This window comes from Streptomyces sp. NPDC050549 (assembly GCF_040655035.1).
GTDB lineage: Bacteria > Actinomycetota > Actinomycetes > Streptomycetales > Streptomycetaceae > Streptomyces.
The window spans coordinates 394,227-414,228 of record NZ_JBFAJD010000001.1; the positions used below are offsets into that span (position 1 = coordinate 394,227).

16 protein-coding genes and 1 pseudogene are annotated in these 20,002 nt (G+C 71.4%); 14 read left to right on the forward strand and 3 right to left on the reverse strand.

Annotated elements, in window-relative coordinates:
• The first annotated feature begins 7 nt into the window (after positions 1 to 7).
• The 10 genes and pseudogenes from hrcA to AB0I51_RS01805 form a co-directional block, all read left to right on the forward strand.
• Positions 8 to 1,024: a heat-inducible transcriptional repressor HrcA gene (hrcA, locus tag AB0I51_RS01760; RefSeq protein WP_019074081.1), complete on the forward strand. Its 1,017-nt coding sequence runs from the start codon at positions 8 to 10 to the stop codon at positions 1,022 to 1,024.
• Positions 1,025 to 2,161: a molecular chaperone DnaJ gene (gene dnaJ / locus AB0I51_RS01765; RefSeq protein WP_362970311.1), complete on the forward strand. Its 1,137-nt coding sequence runs from the start codon at positions 1,025 to 1,027 to the stop codon at positions 2,159 to 2,161. It begins immediately after the preceding gene.
• Between the two features lie 99 nt (positions 2,162 to 2,260).
• Positions 2,261 to 3,337: a nitronate monooxygenase gene (locus tag AB0I51_RS01770; RefSeq protein ID WP_362970313.1), complete on the forward strand. Its 1,077-nt coding sequence runs from the start codon at positions 2,261 to 2,263 to the stop codon at positions 3,335 to 3,337.
• Positions 3,334 to 4,086, forward strand: a complete 753-nt coding sequence (locus AB0I51_RS01775; protein ID WP_362970315.1) for a 16S rRNA (uracil(1498)-N(3))-methyltransferase — start codon at positions 3,334 to 3,336, stop codon at positions 4,084 to 4,086. The genes AB0I51_RS01770 and AB0I51_RS01775 overlap by 4 nt, the downstream gene beginning before the upstream one ends.
• Positions 4,087 to 4,102: 16 nt before the next feature.
• A complete protein-coding gene (locus AB0I51_RS01780) occupies positions 4,103 to 4,495 on the forward strand; it encodes a VOC family protein (protein WP_362970317.1) in 393 nt (130 codons plus the stop codon).
• 144 nt (positions 4,496 to 4,639) lie between these two features.
• Entirely contained in the window at positions 4,640 to 5,152 is a 513-nt protein-coding gene (locus AB0I51_RS01785; protein WP_362971119.1) for a hypothetical protein, read from the forward strand.
• A gap of 70 nt (positions 5,153 to 5,222) precedes the next feature.
• A complete protein-coding gene (locus AB0I51_RS01790) occupies positions 5,223 to 8,450 on the forward strand; it encodes a S41 family peptidase (RefSeq protein WP_362970319.1) in 3,228 nt (1,075 codons plus the stop codon).
• A gap of 126 nt (positions 8,451 to 8,576) precedes the next feature.
• Positions 8,577 to 8,930, forward strand: coding sequence for a histidine triad nucleotide-binding protein (locus AB0I51_RS01795; RefSeq protein ID WP_362970321.1), 354 nt, complete (start codon positions 8,577 to 8,579; stop codon positions 8,928 to 8,930).
• Between the two features lie 6 nt (positions 8,931 to 8,936).
• Positions 8,937 to 9,842 (forward strand): ribonuclease Z, encoded by a 906-nt coding sequence (locus AB0I51_RS01800; RefSeq protein WP_362970323.1) that lies wholly within the window; start codon positions 8,937 to 8,939, stop codon positions 9,840 to 9,842.
• Positions 9,843 to 9,862: 20 nt separating this feature from the next.
• Positions 9,863 to 10,783: pseudogene (locus AB0I51_RS01805) on the forward strand (adenosine deaminase); the annotation flags it as partial.
• Here AB0I51_RS01805 and AB0I51_RS01810 read toward each other — a convergent pair.
• Both AB0I51_RS01810 and AB0I51_RS01815 read right to left on the reverse strand, forming a co-directional pair.
• Positions 10,681 to 12,117 (reverse strand): MFS transporter, encoded by a 1,437-nt coding sequence (locus AB0I51_RS01810; protein WP_362970325.1) that lies wholly within the window; start codon positions 12,115 to 12,117, stop codon positions 10,681 to 10,683. The pseudogene AB0I51_RS01805 and the gene AB0I51_RS01810 overlap by 103 nt on opposite strands.
• A gap of 208 nt (positions 12,118 to 12,325) precedes the next feature.
• The gene (locus AB0I51_RS01815; RefSeq protein WP_362970327.1) at positions 12,326 to 13,108 is read right to left on the reverse strand and encodes an IclR family transcriptional regulator; all 783 of its coding nucleotides are present in this window, start codon (positions 13,106 to 13,108) and stop codon (positions 12,326 to 12,328) included.
• A 105-nt stretch (positions 13,109 to 13,213) separates the two neighbouring features.
• Between AB0I51_RS01815 and AB0I51_RS01820 the strand changes: the two genes are divergently transcribed.
• The 3 genes from AB0I51_RS01820 (at position 13,214) to AB0I51_RS01830 (ending at position 16,798) form a co-directional block, all read left to right on the forward strand.
• Complete coding sequence (locus AB0I51_RS01820; protein WP_362970329.1) at positions 13,214 to 14,164, forward strand: 5-dehydro-4-deoxyglucarate dehydratase; 951 nt, start codon at positions 13,214 to 13,216, stop codon at positions 14,162 to 14,164.
• A complete protein-coding gene (locus AB0I51_RS01825; RefSeq protein WP_362970331.1) occupies positions 14,161 to 15,450 on the forward strand; it encodes a glucarate dehydratase family protein in 1,290 nt (429 codons plus the stop codon). The genes AB0I51_RS01820 and AB0I51_RS01825 overlap by 4 nt, the downstream gene beginning before the upstream one ends.
• 193 nt (positions 15,451 to 15,643) lie before the next feature.
• Positions 15,644 to 16,798, forward strand: a complete 1,155-nt coding sequence (locus AB0I51_RS01830; RefSeq protein WP_362970333.1) for a PfkB family carbohydrate kinase — start codon at positions 15,644 to 15,646, stop codon at positions 16,796 to 16,798.
• 67 nt (positions 16,799 to 16,865) lie between these two features.
• On the opposite strand, the gene AB0I51_RS01835 is transcribed toward AB0I51_RS01830, so the two are convergent.
• Complete coding sequence (locus tag AB0I51_RS01835) at positions 16,866 to 17,582, reverse strand: FAD binding domain-containing protein (protein ID WP_362970335.1); 717 nt, start codon at positions 17,580 to 17,582, stop codon at positions 16,866 to 16,868.
• Positions 17,583 to 17,866: 284 nt separating this feature from the next.
• Here AB0I51_RS01835 and AB0I51_RS01840 point away from each other — a divergent pair, with 284 nt between their 5' ends.
• On the forward strand, positions 17,867 to 19,993 hold the full coding sequence (locus AB0I51_RS01840; protein WP_362970337.1) for a PhoH family protein: 2,127 nt from the start codon (positions 17,867 to 17,869) through the stop codon (positions 19,991 to 19,993).
• Positions 19,994 to 20,002 lie beyond the last annotated feature (9 nt).

Here is a 20,002-nt window from a genome sequence, read left to right on the forward strand (position 1 = left end):
GTGCGCGATGCTCAGCGAACGCAGGCTTCAGGTGCTGCGCGCCATCGTCCAGGACTATGTCGGCACCGAGGAGCCGGTGGGCTCCAAGGCGCTCACCGAGCGGCACAGCCTCGGCGTCTCCCCGGCGACCGTGCGCAACGACATGGCGGCCCTGGAGGACGAGGGGTACATCGCCCAGCCGCACACCAGCGCCGGGCGCATCCCCACGGACAAGGGCTACCGCCTGTTCGTCGACAAGCTCGCCGGCGTCAAGCCGATGACCGGCCCCGAGCGCAAGGCCATCCAGAACTTCCTCGACGGCGCGGTCGACCTCGACGACGTCGTGGGCCGTACGGTACGGCTGCTAGCGCAGCTCACCCGGCAGGTCGCCGTCGTGCAGTACCCCTCGCTGACCCGCTCGACCGTGCGCCACGTGGAGCTGCTGTCACTGGCTCCCGCGCGCGTGATGCTCGTACTGATCACGGACACCGGGCGGGTCGAGCAGCGCATGGTGGACTGCCCGGCGCCCTTCGGGGAGTCCTCGCTCGCGGATCTACGCGCGCGGCTCAACAGCCGGATCGCCGGCCGCCGCTTCGCGGACGTGCCGCAGCTCGTGCAGGACCTGCCGGAGGCCTTCGAGAACGAGGACCGCGGCACGGTCGCGACGGTGCTCTCCACCCTCCTGGAGACCCTCGTCGAGGAGACCGAGGAGCGGCTGATGATCGGCGGCACCGCCAATCTCACCCGCTTCGGACATGACTTTCCCCTCACCATCCGCCCCATCCTGGAAGCCCTGGAGGAGCAGGTCGTCCTCCTCAAGTTGCTTGGTGAGGCGGGGGATTCGGGCATGACCGTACGGATCGGTCACGAGAACGCCTACGAGGGACTCAACTCCACGTCGGTGGTGTCGGTCGGCTACGGTTCGGGCGGCGAGGCAGTCGCCAAGCTCGGCGTGGTCGGACCGACCCGCATGGATTACCCGGGAACGATGGGAGCGGTACGCGCAGTGGCACGGTACGTCGGACAGATCCTGGCGGAGTCCTAAGTGGCCACGGACTACTACGCCGTTCTCGGCGTGCGTCGCGACGCGTCGCAGGATGAGATCAAGAAGGCCTTCCGCCGGCTCGCGCGCGAGCTGCACCCGGACGTGAATCCGGATCCGAAGACCCAGGAGCGGTTCAAGGAGATCAACGCCGCTTACGAGGTGCTCTCGGACCCGCAGAAGAAGCAGGTCTACGACCTCGGCGGCGACCCCCTCTCGCAGGCGGGCGGTGGTGGAGCCGGCGGCTTCGGCGCGGGCGGCTTCGGGAACTTCTCGGACATCATGGACGCGTTCTTCGGTACGGCGTCGCAGCGCGGACCGCGCTCGCGCACCCGCCGCGGCCAGGACGCGATGATCCGGCTGGAGATCGAGCTCGACGAGGCGGCCTTCGGCACCACGAAGGACATCCAGGTCGACACGGCCGTCGTCTGCAACACCTGCAACGGCGAGGGCGCGGCCCCCGGCACCTCCGCCCAGACCTGCGACATGTGCCGCGGTCGCGGTGAGGTGTCCCAGGTGACCCGGTCCTTCCTGGGCCAGGTCATGACGTCCCGCCCCTGCCCGCAGTGCCAGGGCTTCGGCACCGTCGTGCCGACGCCGTGCCCGGAGTGCGCCGGTGACGGCCGCGTCCGCTCGCGGCGCACGCTGACGGTGAAGATCCCGGCCGGTGTGGACAACGGCACGCGGATCCAGCTCGCGGGCGAGGGCGAGGTCGGCCCCGGTGGTGGCCCCGCCGGTGACCTGTACGTCGAGATCCACGAGCTGCCGCACGCGATGTTCCAGCGCCGCGGCGACGACCTGCACTGCACGGTCACCCTCCCGATGACGGCGGCGGCCCTCGGCACGAAGGTGCCGCTGGAGACGCTGGACGGCATGGAGGAGGTCGACATCCGGCCCGGCACCCAGTCCGGCCAGTCGATCCCGCTGCACACCAGAGGCATCACGCATCTGCGCGGCGGCGGCCGGGGCGACCTCATCGTGCACGTCGAGGTCACCACCCCGACCAAGCTCGACGTGGAGCAGGAACGCCTCCTCAGGGAGCTGGCGAAACTCCGCGGCGAGGAGCGCCCCATGGGGACGTTCCAGCCGGGGCAGCAGGGGCTGTTCTCCCGTCTGAAGGACGCTTTCAACGGCCGCTGAACCGGTCGTCGAACCGGTCTCCGCCCGGGCATGCATCCGTCCTGTGCCCGGCGGAAGGCCGGATTCGGACTTGTTCGGAGGACGTGACAACATGCCGTCATGTCCTCCGCACTGACCGATCTTTTCCCGCATCCGATCGTGCAGGCCCCCATGGCGGGCGGTGTCTCCGTACCGCGCCTCGCGGCTGCCGTGTCCGAGGCCGGCGGGCTGGGGTTCCTCGCCGCCGGGTACAAGACCGCCGACGGCATGTACCAGGAGATCAAGCAGTTGCGGAGCCTGACGGCCCGCCCCTTCGGCGTGAACCTCTTCGTGCCGCAGCCGGAGTACGCGGACAAGGCCGCGGTCGACGTCTACGCCCACCAGCTGGCCGGCGAGGCCGCCTGGTACGACACGGAACTCGGCGACCCGGACAGCGGCCGCGAGGACGGCTACGACGCGAAGCTGTCCGTGCTGCTCGACAACCCGGTGTCCTTCGCCTCCTTCCACTTCGGCGTCCCGACCCGTGAGGTGCTGGACTCGCTGCGCCGGGCCGGCACCTTCACCCTCGTCACCGCGACCACCGCCGAGGAGGCCCTCGCCGTGGAGCGGGCCGGCGCCGACGCGGTGATCGCGCAGGGCGTCGAGGCCGGCGGCCACCAGGGCACTCACCGCGACCTCCCGGAGAACGACGGTTCCGGCATAGGGCTGCTCTCCCTGGTCGCCCAGATCCGCGAGACGGTGAGTCTCCCGATCGTCGCCGCCGGTGGTCTGATGCGCGGCAGCCAGATCGCCGCCGCCCTCGCGGCGGGCGCGCGCGCGGCCCAGCTCGGCACGGCGTTCCTCGCCACCCCCGAGTCCGCGGCGAACGTCCTGCACAAGCAGGCACTCACCAACCCCCTTTTCACGCGTACCGAGTTGACCCGCGCGTTCTCCGGCCGCCCGGCCCGCGGCCTGGTCAACCGCTTCATGCGCGAGCACGGCCCGTACGCCCCCGCCGCCTACCCCGAGGTCCACCACCTCACCACCCCGCTCCGCAAGCAGGCCGCCGCGGCCGGCGACGCGCAGGGCATGGCGCTGTGGGCCGGACAGGGCCACCGCATGGCACGCGAGCTGCCGGCCGGCCAGCTGGTCGAGGTACTGGTCGCCGAACTGGCCGCCGCCCGGACAGCGTTGTCCGCCGGGGGTGAGCTCCGATGACGGCGCCGGTGTTCGTGGTCGAGTCCCTGGCGGGCGTCGGCCCCGGCTCCGTCGCCGAGGTGGACGGCCCCGAGGGACGGCACGCCGTTTCCGTACGACGGCTGCAGCCCGGCGAGGACGTCGTACTCACGGACGGACAGGGCCGGGGCGCCGCCGGGGTGGTCCTCAGGGCCGAGGGCAAGGACCGGCTGATCGTCGAACTCCACGCGTTCCCCGTCGAGTCGGAGCCCACCCCTCGCATCACCGTCGTCCAGGCCCTACCCAAGGGCGACCGCGGCGAACTGGCCGTGGAGACGATGACCGAGACCGGCGTCGACGCCATCGTCCCCTGGGCGGCCTCCCGTTGCATCACGCAATGGAAGGGCGAGCGGGGTCTGAAGGCCCTCGCGAAGTGGCGGGCCACCGCCCGCGAGGCCGGCAAGCAGTCCCGCCGGCTGCGCTTCCCGGAGGTGGCGGACGCGGCAACGAGCAAACAGGTTGCCGCACTTCTCGCCAAAGCCGACTTCGCCGCCGTACTCCACGAGGACCGCGACTACGGCAGCGAGCCGCTGGCCACCGCCGAACTCCCCGCCGAGGGCGAGATCGTGCTGGTCGTGGGCCCCGAAGGAGGCGTCTCCCCCGAGGAGTTGGCCCTCTTCGAGGAGGCCGGGGCGAAGGCCTACCGGCTCGGGCGTAGCGTGCTGCGCACATCGACCGCCGGGACAGCGGCCACCGCCCTGCTCCTGGGCCGTACCGGACGCTGGTCCTGAACGAGGGGAGACCGTCGTGGAACTGGCCCAAGTGAGGCTGCTCGTCACCGACTTCGCCGCCTGCTACCGCTTCTACGCCGAAGTCCTCGGCCTGAAGCCGCAGTCGGGGGCGACCGAGGGACCGTACGAGAAGTTCAGGCCCACCGCCGGGTCGGCCGGGATCGCGCTGCAGGACCGCGCGATGATGGCCCAAGTCCTCGGTGAGATGGGGGAGTTGGTGGCCGGGCACCGCTCGCTGGTGGTGCTGCGGGTCGACGACCTGGACGCGTACTGCGAACAGATCACCGACCGGGGAGCGGCCCTCCTCCATGGCCCCGCGCCGATGACGGACCGGATGCGGGTCGCCCATCTCAAGGACCCCGAGGGCAATGTGGTGGAGCTTCAGGAGTGGCTGCTGCTGCGGGGCTGACCGGTCGTGCGCCGGGTGACTGCGCCCTGGGCGCACGGGTGGCCGTATGCGCTCTTCCGTGTGCGCCCCGACGGTGGCAGGCTGCCGTCCATGGGGGCGTTGAGGCAGAACTGGCGTCGGCCCCGCGGACGGCGGGTGGCCGCTGTGGCGGGGCTCGCGATGGTGTCCGTGGGCGGGGTCGTCGCGTGCCAGCCCGGTGATCTCAGCGCGGCGACCGTCGCGTACACCACCGACAAGACGGCGACCGCGGAGCTCAAGCGGGACCATGTGAGCGTCCGCTATCTGACCTGCACGGGCAACTACGGCAGCGGCAACAAGGCCTACACGCCCGGGAAGACACCCTCGCCGACCGAGTCCACCGTCGTCTCCGTCGACTGCCAGGGGCAGACCAACGACAACCGGGACATCACCATCACCGGCAAGGTCACCCGGGCCGTCGACGGCGCCTGTGTGCGCGGAGACCTGGTCGCCAAGGTGGGCGGCAAGCAGGTGTTCCACGTGACCGGCCTGGGCGACTGCAACGCGGCGACACCCTCGTCCGTGGTCAACCCGAACCCGAGCCTCACCTACGGCCCGGGACCGACCGTCACCGTCACGGTCACCAAGACCATCTGGTGCAAGGGCGACCCGACCTGCTGGCCCGTGGAGGGCAAGTGAGGACCCTTCCACAGCGGGCAAGTGATCCAAACCGCTGTCGGCGCGGGCCACCGCTGCATACGCTGATCAGGTGACTCAGCCCTCAGCGTCCGCAGCCCAGGCCGGTCTCCAGGCCTATCTCCGCTTCCCGCACCTGCACGGCGAGTTGATCGCCTTCACCGCCGAGGACGACGTGTGGCTGGCCCCTCTCGACGGCGGCCGGGCCTGGCGGGTCAGCGCGGAGAACGTGCCGGTGACGCACCCGCGCATCTCGCCCGACGGCACCACCGTCGCCTGGACCTCCACCCGGGACGGCGCCCCCGAGGTCCACATCGCCCCGGTCGACGGCGGACCGGCCAAACGCCTCACCCACTGGGGGAGTTCACGCACCCAGGTGCGCGGCTGGACGGTGGACGGCCAGGTTCTCGCGATCAGCACCCACGGCCAGGCGAACCTCCGCCTCAGCTGGGCCCGCGCGATCCCGCTGGACGGCGGACCGGCAACGACCCTGCCCTACGGGCCCGTCGGCGATGTCGCCATCGGCCCCGCCGCCACCGTCCTGCTCTCCGCACCCATGGGCCGCGAGGCCGCCTGGTGGAAGCGCTACCGGGGCGGCACGGCGGGCAAGCTGTGGATCGACCGTGACGGTGACGGCGAATTCACCCGCCTGCACGAGGAGTTGGACGGCAACCTCGAGTACCCGGTGTGGGCGGGGGAGAGGATCGCGTTCCTCTCCGACCACGAGGGCACCGGCGCCCTCTACTCCTCCCTCGCCGACGGCTCCGACCTGCGCCGCCACACCCCGCTCGACGGCTTCTACGCCCGGCACGCGTCCGGTGACGGCACCCGGATCATCTACTCCTCCGCGGGTGAACTCTGGCTCCTGGACGACCTGGACGGCGCCGAACCCCGCCGGCTCGACATCAGGCTCGGCGGACAGCGCACCGACCAGCAGCCCTTCCCGGTGTCCGCCGCCCGCTGGTTCGCCTCCGCGTCGCCCGACCACACCGCGCGCGGCAGCGCCGTCGCCGTCCGCGGCACCGTCCACTGGATCACCCACCGCTCCGGCCCCGCCCGCGCTCTCGCCGCCACCCCCGGCGTCCGCGCCCGGCTGCCCCACACCTTCCGCGTCGACGGCGAGGAATGGGTGGTGTGGGTGACGGACGCCGAGGGCGACGACGCCCTGGAGTTCGCCCCCGCCACCGGCCTCGCCCCCGGCGCCACCCCGCGCCGCATCGCCGCCGGACAGCTCGGCCGCGTCCTCGCGCTCACCGTCGCCCCCGACGGCAGCCGCGTCGCCGTCGCCTCGCACGACGGCCGCGTCCTCCTCATCGAACGGGAGACCGGCGAGGTCCGCGAGGTCGACCGCAGCGCGGACGGCGACGCCTCCGGCCTCTCCTTCTCGCCCGACTCCGCCTGGCTCGCCTGGTCGCACCCCGGCCCGCGCCCGCTGCGCCAGCTCAAACTCGCCAACACCACCGACCTGTCGGTCACCGAGGCCACCCCCCTCCGCTTCCAGGACTACGCCCCCGCCTTCACCCTCGACGGCAAGCACCTGGTCTTCCTCTCCACCCGCTCCTTCGACCCGGTCTACGACGAGCACGTCTTCGACCTCGCCTTCGTGGTCGGCGACCGCCCGCACCTGATCACTCTCGCCGCGACCACCCCGTCCCCCTTCGGACCGCAGCGGCACGGCCGCCCCTTCGAGGCCCCCGACAAGGACGAGACCCCCGACAGCGAGGGCCGCCCCACCACCCGCGTCGACCTCGAAGGCCTCGCCGACCGCATCGTCCCGTTCCCCGTCGAGGCCGGCCGCTACTCCAACCTGCGCGCCGCCAAGGACGGCGTCCTGTGGCTGCGCCACCCCGTACAGGGCGTCCTCGGCGCCACCCGCGCGACCCCCGAAGACCCGGACCCCAAAACCGAGTTGGAGCGCTACGACCTCGCCCAGCAGCGCATCGAGCACCTCGCCGGGGACGCCGAGCACTTCGAGGTCAGCGGCGACGGCAAACGCGTCCTGCTGCGCACCGACCACAAACTGCGGGTCGTCCCGAGCGACCGCCGCGCCTCCTCCGAGGACGACGACAGCGACTCGAACATCAACGTCGACCTCTCCCGCATCCGCCAGACCGTCGACCCGGCCGCCGAATGGCGCCAGATGTTCGACGAGACCGGCCGCGTCATGCGCGACAACTTCTGGCGGGCCGACATGAGCGGCGTCGACTGGGACGGCGTCCTCGACCGCTACCGCCCGGTCCTCGACCGCGTAGCCACCCACGACGACCTCGTCGACCTCCTCTGGGAGGTGCACGGCGAACTCGGCACCTCGCACGCCTACGTCACCCCGCGCGGCGGCTACGGCCACGGCGAACGGCAGGGCCTGCTCGGCGCCGACATCTCCCGTCACGAGGACGGCAGTTGGCGGATCGACCGGGTCCTGCCCTCCGAGACCTCCGACCCGGCCGCCCGTGCCCCGCTCGCCGCACCCGGCGTCGCCGTCCGCGCGGGCGACGCGATCCTCGCGGTCGCCGGCCGGCCCGTGGACCCGGTCACCGGACCCGCCCCCCTCCTGGTCGGTACGGCGGGCAAGCCCATCGAACTGACCATCTCCCCGGCCGGCGGCGGCGACCCCCGCCACGCGGTCGTCGTCCCCCTCGCCGACGAGGAACCGCTCTACTACCACGCCTGGGTCGCCGACCGCCGCGCCTACGTCCACGAGAAGTCCGGCGGTCGCCTCGGCTACCTCCACGTCCCCGACATGCAGGCCCCCGGCTGGGCCCAGATCCACCGCGACCTGCGCGTGGAGGTGGCCCGAGAAGGCCTGGTGGTCGACGTCCGCTACAACCGCGGTGGCCACACTTCGCAGTTGGTCGTGGAGAAGCTGGCGCGACGAATCGTCGGCTGGGACCTGCCGCGAGGCATGCGCCCGTACAGCTACCCCGAGGACGCCCCCCGCGGCCCCGTGGTGGCCGTCGCCAACGAGTTCTCCGGCTCCGACGGAGACATCGTCAACGCGGCGATCAAGGCACTGGGCATCGGCCCGGTGGTCGGCACGCGTACGTGGGGTGGTGTCATCGGCATCGACAGCCGCTACCGTCTGGTCGACGGCACGCTGGTCACCCAGCCCAAGTACGCGTTCTGGCTTGAGGGTTACGGGTGGGGGGTGGAGAACCACGGGGTGGATCCCGACGTGGAGGTGGTGCAGCGGCCACAGGATTACGCGGCGGGGCGGGACGCCCAGCTGGACGAAGCAATCCGCCTGGCGTTGGAAGCACTGGAGACCAGTCCGGCGAAAACTCCGCCCACTCTGCCCACCTAAAGGGGCGCGGGGCTGTATCGGTTTGCGGCTCCGCCGCGTGGGCGCGCCCAGCCCCCACGTACCCGCAGCTGACGACGATACGATGCCTCGCGTAAAGCGCCGCTCACCTCCCGGAGGGGATCCCACATGTCAGGGGAACCGCAGGACGACTGCCTGTTCTGCAAGATCGTAGAGGGCCACATCCCGGCGACGATCGTCCGCGAAACAGACACCACCGTCGCGTTCCGGGACATCAGCCCCCAGGCTCCGACCCACGTCCTGGTGATCCCCCGGGTCCACTACTCCGACGCCGCCTCCCTCGCCGCCGCCGAACCGGCCATCGCCGCCGACGTACTGCGCGAGTCCGGCGAGGTCGCGGCGGACGAGAAGCTCGACAGCTACCGGGTGGTGTTCAACACGGGCACCGGCGTGGGCCAGACCGTGTTCCACGCCCACGCCCATGTCATGGGCGGCCGCGGCATGCAGTGGCCCCCCGGGTAACTCACCGTGTCCGTACGTGAATTGGTGATCCTCGGCACCGCCAGCCAGGTCCCCACCCGCCACCGCAACCACAACGGCTACTTCCTCCGCTGGGACGGCGAGGGCATCCTCTTCGACCCCGGCGAGGGCACCCAGCGCCAGATGCTCCGCGCCGGAGTCGCCGCGCACGACCTCAACCGGATCTGTGTCACCCACTTCCACGGCGACCACTCTCTCGGCCTCGCGGGCGTCATCCAGCGCATCAACCTGGACCGCGTCCCGCACGACATCACCGCGCACTACCCGCGCTCGGGCCAGCACTTCTTCGACCGCCTGCGCTACGCCACCGCGTACCGCGAGACGGTGGGCATCACCGAGGCCCCGGTGTCCGAGGACGGCGTACTCGCCACCACCCCCTCCTACACCCTGGAGACCCGCAAGCTCTCCCACCCCGTCGAGTCCTACGGCTACCGCCTCACCGAACCCGACGGCCGCCGCATGCTCCCCGACCGCCTCGCCGCGCACGGCATCAAGGGCCCGGACGTGGGCCGTATCCAGCGCGAGGGAGTCGTGAACGGCGTTTCCCTGGACGAGGTCGCCGAGGTGCGGCGCGGGCAGCGGTTCGCGTTCGTCATGGACACCCGCCTCTGCGACGGAGTGCACGCCCTCGCGGAGGGCTGCGACCTGCTGGCGATCGAGTCGACGTTCCTGGACGAGGACGAGCAACTGGCCGTGGATCATGGCCACTTGACCGCAGGACGGGCGGCCCGGGTGGCACAGGAGGCCGGCGTCCGCCATCTGGTCCTCACCCACTTCAGCCAGCGCTACTCCGAGCCGGAGGAGTTCGAGCGGCAGGCGCGGGCGGCCGGGTTCGAGGGGGAGCTGACCGTGGCGCACGATCTACTCAGGGTGCCGGTTCCGAAACGGTTGTAAAACACCCGTACGATACTTCGATGCCCATTCCCAAAGCCGAACTGCACCTCCACATCGAAGGCACCCTCGAACCCGAGCTGGCCTTCGCCCTCGCCGCGCGCAACGGCGTCGAGCTGCCGTACGCGGACACCGAGGCGCTCCGCAAGGCGTACCTCTTCGAGGACCTGCAGTCCTTCCTGAACCTCTACTACGAGCTGATGGCCGTCCTGCGCACCGAACGGGACTTCGAGGACCTCGCAGGCGCCTATCTGGCCCGCGCCGCCGCGCAGGGCGTACGGCACGCGGAGATCTTCTTCGACCCGCAGGCGCACCTCGCGCGGGGCGTGGACATGGGCACGGTGGTGGAGGGCCTGTGGCGGGCGCTCGGCGACAGCGGGACCAACCACGGCATCTCGACCCGGCTGATCATGTGCTTCCTGCGCGACGAGTCCGCCGAGTCGGCCATGGAGACCCTGGAGGCGGCGAAGCCGTACCTCCACCGGATCACCGGCATCGGCCTCGACTCGGCCGAGGTCGGCCACCCGCCGGTGAAGTTCCGCGAGGTCTACGAGGCTGCCGCCGCGCTGGGGCTGCGACGGGTCGCGCACGCCGGTGAGGAGGGCCCGCCGGCCTACATCACCGAGGCGCTGGACGTCCTCGGCGTCGAGCGCGTCGACCACGGCCTGCGCTGCATGGAGGACGCGGACCTGGTGGCCCGGCTGGTCCGGGACCGCATCCCGCTCACCCTCTGCCCGCTCTCCAACGTCCGGCTGCGCGCGGTGGACGTCCTGGCCGAGCATCCGCTCCCCGCCATGCTGGACGCGGGCCTGCTGTGCACGGTCAACTCCGACGACCCGGCCTACTTCGGCGGATACGTCGGCGACAACTTCGACGCGGTTCGCTCGGCGCTGGGCCTGAGCGAGGACCGGTTGCGGGAGTTGGCCCGGAACTCCTTCGTGGCGTCGTTCCTGGAGGACGACGAGGAGCTGCGGGCTCGTTGTCTGGCCGAGGTGGAGGCGTACGAGTTCTCGTAGGCGGGTGGTGTTGCGGCTGCGGGCCGGTGGGGGCTGGTCGCGCCCCGCGGCGGAGCCGCATGTCGATACGGCCCCGCGCCCCCGACTGGGCGCGATGCCGGAGCCTCGATGACGAGCTCGACCGGTTGCAGTAGCCGTCGTCGGCCCGAGCGGACAGCGACCGCCGTCATCGGAACCGCGATCACCACCAGCCCCGCCGCGAGGATCGCCCCCATCGCCGGGAACCCGGCCCCCGCCGACAGCACGCTGCCCGCCAGCGGACCGGCCGCCGTTCCCAGGGACGAGGCCGAGCCGACCAGGACGGCCCAACGCCCGCGCGGATCAAGGGAGGCGGCGAGACCCAGGACGTAGGACAGGACGATCGGGTAGAGGGTGTTCCACGCGATCTCGCCGGTCGCGAACGTCCTCAGGTCGTGCGCGGAGGCGCTGAGCACGATGCAGCCCGCGATGAGCGCCGTGCCGGCGCCGATCGGCACCGCGCGCCCCAGTCGGGAGCCGAGCGCGCCGGCGCCGATGACACCGACCAGGCCGGTGCCCAGCGCGATCGCGAAGACCGCGCCGACGGTGACCTCGGACAGATGCGCCTGGGTGAGGCCGATGCGTCCGCTGACGCCCCAGAGGGAGTTCTGCGCGAGGGACCAGCACAGCAGGGTGCCGGCGAGGACCAGTCCGGCGCGGCGGTGGGGGAGCCCGGCGGTCTCCACGCGCGCGTGCCCCGTCGCCGTACGGACCGGGAGGCGGCCGGTCAGCGGCCATACGGCAAGTGCGGTCAGCGCGATCGCGGCGAGCGGCTGGCCGTGGCCCGCGCCGAGGTGCGGGACCGTGAGATAGACGGCGCCCGCGAGCGCGGACACGCACAACAGGCCCAGCGTGGAGGCGCGGTGGGGGTCGCGTTCGGCGGCGATTCCGGACGCGGCGACCGTGGTGGCCGTACCCGATCCGAAGCCGCCGACGACCGCGCCCGCGACGACTGCGGGGACGGCGTGCGTGAGGGCGGCCGAGCCGTAGCCGAGGACGGCGAGGGTCAGGCCGATCCGGGCGAGGGTGCGCGGGCCGACCCGGTCGACTCGCGAGACGAGCAGGAAGCCCGCCGCGGCCGAACTCAGCAGCAGCGCGCTGCCGACGGCACCGGCCTGCGTGGCGGACAGCGGGAGTCCGGCGTCGAGGCGGCCGACGGTGGTGGGCAGGAGGTAGGGGGCGAGGTACCCGGCCGTGAAAAGGGCGACGAGGGGCCAGGGCGTGGTGGTGCTGCGGGCGGACACGGGCGTTCCCAGGGCATGCGAAAGAAGCGGCTCAAACAGGGGATTGGGCGACGACCGTCGACGGACAGGAACGCGCGGGCAATTTGTATCAAGCACGCGGTTCGGGAAGAAGGGCGGGGGGTGTGATGTGGGGCACGTTCTGTTTGGGGTGGGGAGCGCCGGGTAGAAGAGCGCCCGCATCGCGGAGTTGCCCGGCGGATTTCGGGCGCTAACGCCAGTGAACCGCGCCGCCGGCCGCCCGCGCCGTCGCCTCGATCTTCGCCCTGACCTCGCACATCACCGTCACGATCCGCCCCTCGTGCTCCGGCGTCAGCCGGGCCACCGGGACCGAGCAACTGATCGCGTCCAGCGGCGGGTTGTCGTAGCGCAGCGCGAAGCCGAAGCCGACGATCCCGAGGACGCCCTCCTCGCGGTCGACCGAGTAGCCGCGGGCGCGGACCGCCGCGAGGTCGGCGGCCAGGGACTCCCGGGTGGTGCGGGTGTTGGGGGTCGCCGCCTCGTACGGCCCGGGCGGCAGCTCGGCATCGTCCCGTTCGGCGAGCAGCGCCTTGCCGAGGGCGCCGACATGCGCGGGCAGCCGCCGCCCCACCCGGCTGATGGTCCGCAGGTATTCGTGGGACTCCCGTGTCGCGAGATAGGCGACGTCCCGCCCGTCCAGCCGCCCCAGATGGATCGTCTCGCCGAGCGCCTGGGACGCCTCGTCGAGATACGGCCGTACGGTCCGCACCCGCGGGTCGGAGTCCAGATAGCTGGTGCCGGTGAGCAGGGCGTGGATGCCGATGCCGTAGAGCGAGCCGGTGCTGTCGGTGCGGACCCAGCCGTGCGCGATCAGCGTTTGGAGGAGGGCGTACATCGAGCTGCGCGGCACGCCCAGCTCGTCGGCGAGTTCCTGGAGGCGCGCGGGGCGGTCGCCGCGCGCGGCGAGCAGTTCGAGGAGCTCGACCGTGCGGGCTGCGGACTTCACCTCGCGGACGCCACCGGGCTCTGACATGGGGTGATGGTAGCGAGCAGGTGCGCCCCATTGACGGCTGTGGTTCGCGTACCTAACCTTTGTCTTCATACGTGGATGACGTCTACATAGGGAGATGGCCAGGAGATGGCCCAGGTGAACGGCGAAACGGAGACCGTGGTACGCAGGCTGCGGGACGGGATGGCGGGCGGAGTGCTCTCCTTCCCGCTCACCTCCTTCCACGACGACGGCTCCCTCGACCCCGACGGCTTCCGCACCCATGTCGCCGCCCAGACCGCCACCAACCCCGGCGCGCTCTTCCCGGCCTGCGGCACCGGCGAGTTCTTCTCGCTCGACGAGGACGAGTACCGGCAGGTCGTCACCATCGCCGTCGAGGAGGCGGCCGGCCGCGTACCCGTCGTCGCCGGCGTCGGCTACGGCTGGGCGCAGGCCGCCCGCTTCGCCCGCATCGCCGAGGAGGCCGGCGCCGACGCACTCCTGGTCCTCCCGCACTACCTCGTCGCCGCCCCGCAGGACGGCCTGGTGGCCCAGCTGGAGCAGCTCGCCGCCCGCACCCGGCTCCCGCTCATCGCCTACCAGCGCGGCCAAGTCGCCTATACGGCAAGCTCGTTGAAGCGGATCGCGCAGATCCCCGGCGTCGTCGGACTCAAGGACGGCCACAGCGACCTCGACCGGCTGCAACGCCTCACCCTCGCCGCCCCCGAGGGCTTCCTCTTCTTCAACGGCGCCTCCACCGCCGAGATCCAGGCCCGCGCCTACGCCACCGTCGGCGTCCCCGCCTACTCCTCCGCCGTGCACGCCTTCGCCCCCGAGATCGCGAACGCCTTCTTCGCCGCACTGCGGGACGGGGACGAGAAGACCGTCGAGAGGCTGCTGCGCGAGTTCTACGTCCCCTTCGTCGAACTCCGCGACCGGGTACCGGGATACGCCGTCTCCCTCGTCAAGGCGGCGGCCCGGCTGCGCGGTCGCCCGGTGGGCCCCGTGCGCGCCCCGCTCACCGACCCCACGGCCGCCGACCTGGCCGACCTCACCGCCCTGCTCACCACCGGACTCGACCTCGTAGGAGCCGTGCTGTGAACCTCACCATCGCCGACGTCCGGCTCACCCCGATCCTGGTCGCCGACCCGCCGCTGCTGAACACCCAGGGCGTCCACCAGCCGTACACCCCACGCCTGATCGTCGAGATCGAGACCGCCGACGGGATCACCGGACTCGGCGAGACCTACGGCGACACCAAGTACCTGGAACTCGCCCGGCCGTACGCCCGGAAACTGATCGGCCGTCAAGTCAGCGACCTCAACGGCCTGTTCACCATCGCCGACGAGGTCACGGTCGACAGTTCCCGGACCTCCGCACAGGTCGACGTCGGTGGACTGCGCGGCGTCCAGACCGCCGACAAACTGCGGCTGTCCGTCGTCTCCGCCTTCGAGGTCGCCTGCCTCGACGCCCTCGGCAAGGCACTCGGACTGCCCGTGCACGCGCTGCTCGGCGGCAAGGTGCGGGACGCCGTGGAGTACAGCGCCTACCTGTTCTACAAGTGGGCCGACCACCCCGAGGGCGTGGCGAGCGAGAAGGACGACTGGGGCGCCGCGATCGACCCGGCCGGAGTCGTCGAGCAGGCACGGAGGTTCAAGGAGCGCTACGGCTTCACCTCCTTCAAGCTCAAGGGCGGGGTCTTCCCGCCCGGCGAGGAGATCGCCGCCGTGCGGGCGCTGGCCGAGGCATTCCCCGACCACCCTCTGCGCCTCGACCCCAACGGCGCCTGGTCCGTGGAGACTTCACTGAAGGTCGCGAAGGAACTCGGGGACGTCCTCGAATACCTGGAGGACCCCGCCCTCGGCACCGCTGCCATGGCCGAGGTGTCCGCCGGGACCGACGTGCCGCTCGCCACCAACATGTGCGTGACGACCTTCGCCGAGATCAAGGAGGCGTTCACGCGCGACGCCGTACAGGTGGTGCTCTCCGACCACCACTACTGGGGCGGACTGCGCAACACCCAGCAACTGGCCGCCATCTGCCGCACGTTCGGCGTCGGCATCTCCATGCACTCCAACACTCACCTCGGCATCAGCCTCGCCGCGATGACCCACGTAGCCTCGACCGTCCCGGGCCTCCACCACGCCTGCGACTCCCACTACCCCTGGCAGTCCGAGGACGTCCTCACCGAACGCCTCACCTTCACCGACGCCAAGGTCACCGTCTCCGACGCGCCCGGCCTCGGCGTCGAACTCGACCGCGCCAAGCTGGAGTTGCTGCACCAGCGGTGGCTCGACGACGACGGCGCGCTGCGCGAGCGCGACGACGCGGCGGCGATGCGGATCACCGACCCGGAGTGGGTGACGCCCTCCATGCCGCGCTGGTAGGACTGTCCGGAACCCGGTGACCGGATCAGGACGCGCCCGTCACGGGCAGCCGAGGGGCACCCGCGTGCACCGTACGGCCAGGACCTGCGGTTGCCCGAAACCGGCGCGACGGGTGGTCCCGGAGCGGGAGTCGCACTCACACGTGCGTGGTGGTGCACACTGGCCTGACCCGCATCACGTCAGGGAGCGCACCGTGACCGCGTCCACCGCGTCCACCGGAAAGGGATCGTCGGCCGACCGGGAGAGGAGATCCTGTCCGGCCCAGGTCGACCCCCTGGCCGGGCTGCGCACGCCGGACGACCCGCCCTGGGACGTGTACCTCACCGGCACCGTCTTCCTCGACATCATCTTCACCGGGCTCGAATCCGCCCCCGTGCGCGGCACCGAGTCCTGGGCACGCGGGATGGGCTCCAGCCCCGGCGGCGTCGCCAACATGGCGACCGCGCTGGCCCGCCTCGGCCTGCGCACCTCCCTCGCCGCGGCCTTCGGCGACGACCACTACGGCGAGTACTGCTGGGACGCGCTGGAACAGGGCGAGGGCATCGACCTCTCCGCCTCCCGCTCGGTACCCGGCTGGCACTCCCCGGTCACCGTGTCGATGGCCTACGAGGGCGAACGCACGATGGTCTCCCACGGCCACGAGCCGCCCCCGGAGACCGAGTTCAGCGAAGGCGGCGCCCCCGACCGCCCGCCACGCGCGCGTGCCGCCATCGCCTCCCTCACCCCCGGCAAACAGGCCCCCTGGGTCGCCCAGGCCGCGAGCGAGGGCACCCGGATCTTCGCCGACGTCGGCTGGGACGAGACCGGAGCCTGGGACCTCGCCGGACTCGCCGACCTCGCGCACTGCGAGGCCTTCCTGCCGAACGCCGAGGAAGCCATGCGCTACACCGGCACCGACTGCCCCCGCACCGCCGCCCACGCCCTCACCGAACACGTACCCCTTGCGGTCGTCACCCTCGGCGCGGACGGCGCCTACGCCGTGGACCGCCGTACCGGAGAATCCGCCGAGGTCCCCGCCATCGCGGTCGAGGCCCTCGACCCCACCGGCGCGGGCGACGTCTTCGTGGCCGGCTTCGTCGCCGGCACCCTGGCCGGCTGGCCGCTCGCCGACCGCCTCGCCTTCGCCGGCCTCACCGCCGCCCTCTCCGTCCAGGAGTTCGGCGGCTCCCTCTCCGCACCGGGCTGGTCCGAGATCGGCGCCTGGTGGCGCAAGGTCCAGTCGGTCGAGGGCCAGGACCCGACGGCTCTGAACCGCTACGCGTTCCTGGCCGGACTCGTCCCCGAGGAGCGGAGCCCCTGGCCGCTGCGGCGGGCGGTGCCGACGATCGGGTTCGGCAGGTCGTCGTAGGGGAGGCGGGGGGCGGGTGGCCGTGCGCCCGTCCCGGGCCGGGCGAACCGTTCCTGCTCTGTGCGGATCAGCAGGCCGCCGCCCGCTCCACCACCCCGACGACCTCTTCCCGTACGGCCTCGAAGACCGCCTCCGGCAGCATGCCGAGCGGTGTGAGGGCCAGGGCACCGAGAATCCGGCGGACATCGCTGTCGTAGGGAACGGCCTCGCTGAGCACGTCGTAGCCGTCACGGACCGCGACCCGCAGAGTGGGCCGCTCCGCCCCCGTCACGGCGACCGCGACCACAAACGGAACCTCCCCCCGCAGCACACCGGTCAGCTTGCGATAACCCGTGGCCACCGGCTCCCGCCAGCGCAGACTCAGCAGCAGCGGGCGCTTCGCCAGCAGCTCGGCGAGGTCGGTCTCGACGGGACCGTCCGGCTCCAGCACCACCGCGCGGGCGTCCAGCACCAGCGCGGGCGGCAGCAGACAGCGCAGGGTGCTGCCCACTATGTTCCCGCCGACCGTCGCGGCCCGGCGCACCGCACCGGTCCCCACCCCGGCCGCCGCCCGCCGCAGCACCTCCGGCACCCGCGCGTCGATCTCGTGCAGCAGTACGGCCGCGCCCAGCGCCCCGTCCCCGATCACCTTGGCCTCGGGCACCTCCCGCAGCGACACCGCCTGCTCCGGGAACCCGTCCCGTTGCCAGGACGCCCACACAAGGGTCGCCCCGCCGACGGGCACCGCCCCCTCGGCCAGACACTCCTGCGCTTCGGACACGGACGTGGGCAGACGCACGAACACAGCGGCCGACCTGCTTTCCCTGCATGGCTTACCTGACGGACATGGCGCATTGTCCGTACATGCGAGGGGGCGCGAACAGGGCTCACGGCGTCACCCTGTGTACTCTCCCTGCGCCGGGCACGCCCCCGGGAACAGGCCCGTCCACCCGGTATTTCGTGGCCCGACGGTCACCGAAAAGCCCTACGGCGTTGTCAGTGGCCCGGCGTACCCTGGGAATCACCAGGCCGCCCTTGTGGCGGGCGAGTCGTTTCGAGGAGGACGAGCAAGGCCTATAGAGCCGGCCCATGACTCAGACACCCACAGCTCACACCCCCGCGCAGGGACAGGCGAGAGCAGAGTTCACCGTCCCCGCCCAGCACGCCATGGTGACCCTCCTGGGATCCGGCGACGCTCTCCTGCGGGTGATCGAGAAGGCCTTCCCGGCGGCCGACATCCACGTCCGGGGCAATGAGATCAGCGCGGTCGGCGATGCCCGTGAAGTCGCCCTCATCCAGCGCCTGTTCGACGAGATGATGCTGGTGCTCCGCACCGGGCAGCCGATGACGGAGGACGCAGTGGAACGCTCGATCGCCATGCTCAGGGCGAGCGAGAACGGGGATGGTCCTGAGGAGACGCCGGCCGAGGTGCTCACCCAGAACATCCTGTCCTCGCGAGGCCGCACGATCCGCCCCAAGACCCTCAACCAGAAGCGCTACGTCGACGCGATCGACAAGAACACGATCGTCTTCGGCATCGGCCCCGCCGGCACCGGCAAGACCTACCTCGCCATGGCCAAGGCCGTCCAGGCCCTCCAGGCCAAGCAGGTCAGCCGCATCATCCTGACCCGCCCGGCGGTGGAGGCGGGCGAACGGCTGGGATTCCTCCCCGGCACCCTGTACGAGAAGATCGACCCGTACCTGCGCCCGCTCTACGACGCCCTCCACGACATGCTCGACCCGGAGTCGATCCCGAAGCTGATGGCGGCGGGGACGATCGAGGTGGCGCCGCTGGCTTACATGCGCGGTCGTGCCCAACCTGTCTTCACGAACGTCCTCACGCCGGACGGCTGGCGTCCTATCGGCGACCTTGAGGTCGGTGACCTGGTCATTGGCTCGAACGGTGAGCCGACCCCGGTCCTCGGCGTCTATCCCCAGGGCGAGAAGGACATCTACCGCATCAGCGCCCAGGACGGTTCCTGGACCCTGTGCTGCGGTGAACACCTGTGGACGGTCCGCACGGCTTCGGACAAGGGCCGTGACAAGCCGTGGCGGGTCCTGGAGACGCAGGAGATGATCGGCAACCTGCGCGCCGCACACGCTCGCCGGTACGAGCTGCCGATGCTCACGGCGCCCGTGGAGTTCCCTGGACGTGAGGTCCCCATGGACCCGTACGCGCTGGGACTGCTGCTCGGAGACGGATGCCTCACGGGCTCCACGACTCCGTCTTTCGCAACGGAGGATCCGGAACTGGCCGAGGCACTGGAAGGCGCGCTGCCGGGTGTCGTCCTGCGGCACAGGGGCGGCCCCGACTACGTCCTCAACCGGTTCAAGTCCCCCGGTGATGTGGTCACGTCGGAGAATCCCGTCACCCGGGTTCTGCGCGAGCTGGACCTGCTGCGTACTCGTTCGAACACGAAGTTCGTCCCGGACGACTACCTGTACAACACTGCCGATGTGAGGCTGGCCGTTCTCCAAGGCCTGCTCGACTCCGACGGCGGTCCGGTCACGCAGTCCGACCGCACCTGCCGGATCCAGTTCTCGACCACATCGATCCTTCTGCGCGACGACATCATCGCCTTGGTGCAGTCGCTGGGCGGCGTCGCCTACACACGCCGTCGTCCTGCCGAAGGCCGGAGGCAGGGCACCGCTCTGGCGGCGCACCGCCATGACAGCCACGTCGTGGACATCCGCCTGCCTGAAGGCATCGAGCCCTTCCGCCTCGCCCGCAAGCGCGACAAGTATCGTGCGGCCGGTGGCGGCGGACGCCCGATGCGGTTCATCGACAGCATCGAGCCCGCGGGCACGGAGGAGACGGTCTGCATCCAGGTGGCGGCCGAGGACTCGCTTTACGTGACGCAGGACTACCTGCTGACGCACAACACCCTGAACGACGCCTTCATCATCCTGGACGAGGCCCAGAACACGAGCCCCGAGCAGATGAAGATGTTCCTCACCCGGCTCGGGTTCGAGTCGAAGATCGTGATCACCGGTGACGTGACGCAGGTCGACCTGCCGAGCGGCACGAAGTCGGGGCTGCGGCAGGTGCAGGACATCCTGGAGGGGGTCGACGACGTGCACTTCTCCCGCCTGTCGTCGGCGGACGTCGTACGGCACAAGCTGGTCGGCCGTATCGTCGACGCGTACGAGAAGTACGACACCGAGCACGGTACGGAGAACGGCACCCACAAGGGTGCCCGTGACAAGCGGAAGTAGACCAGCACG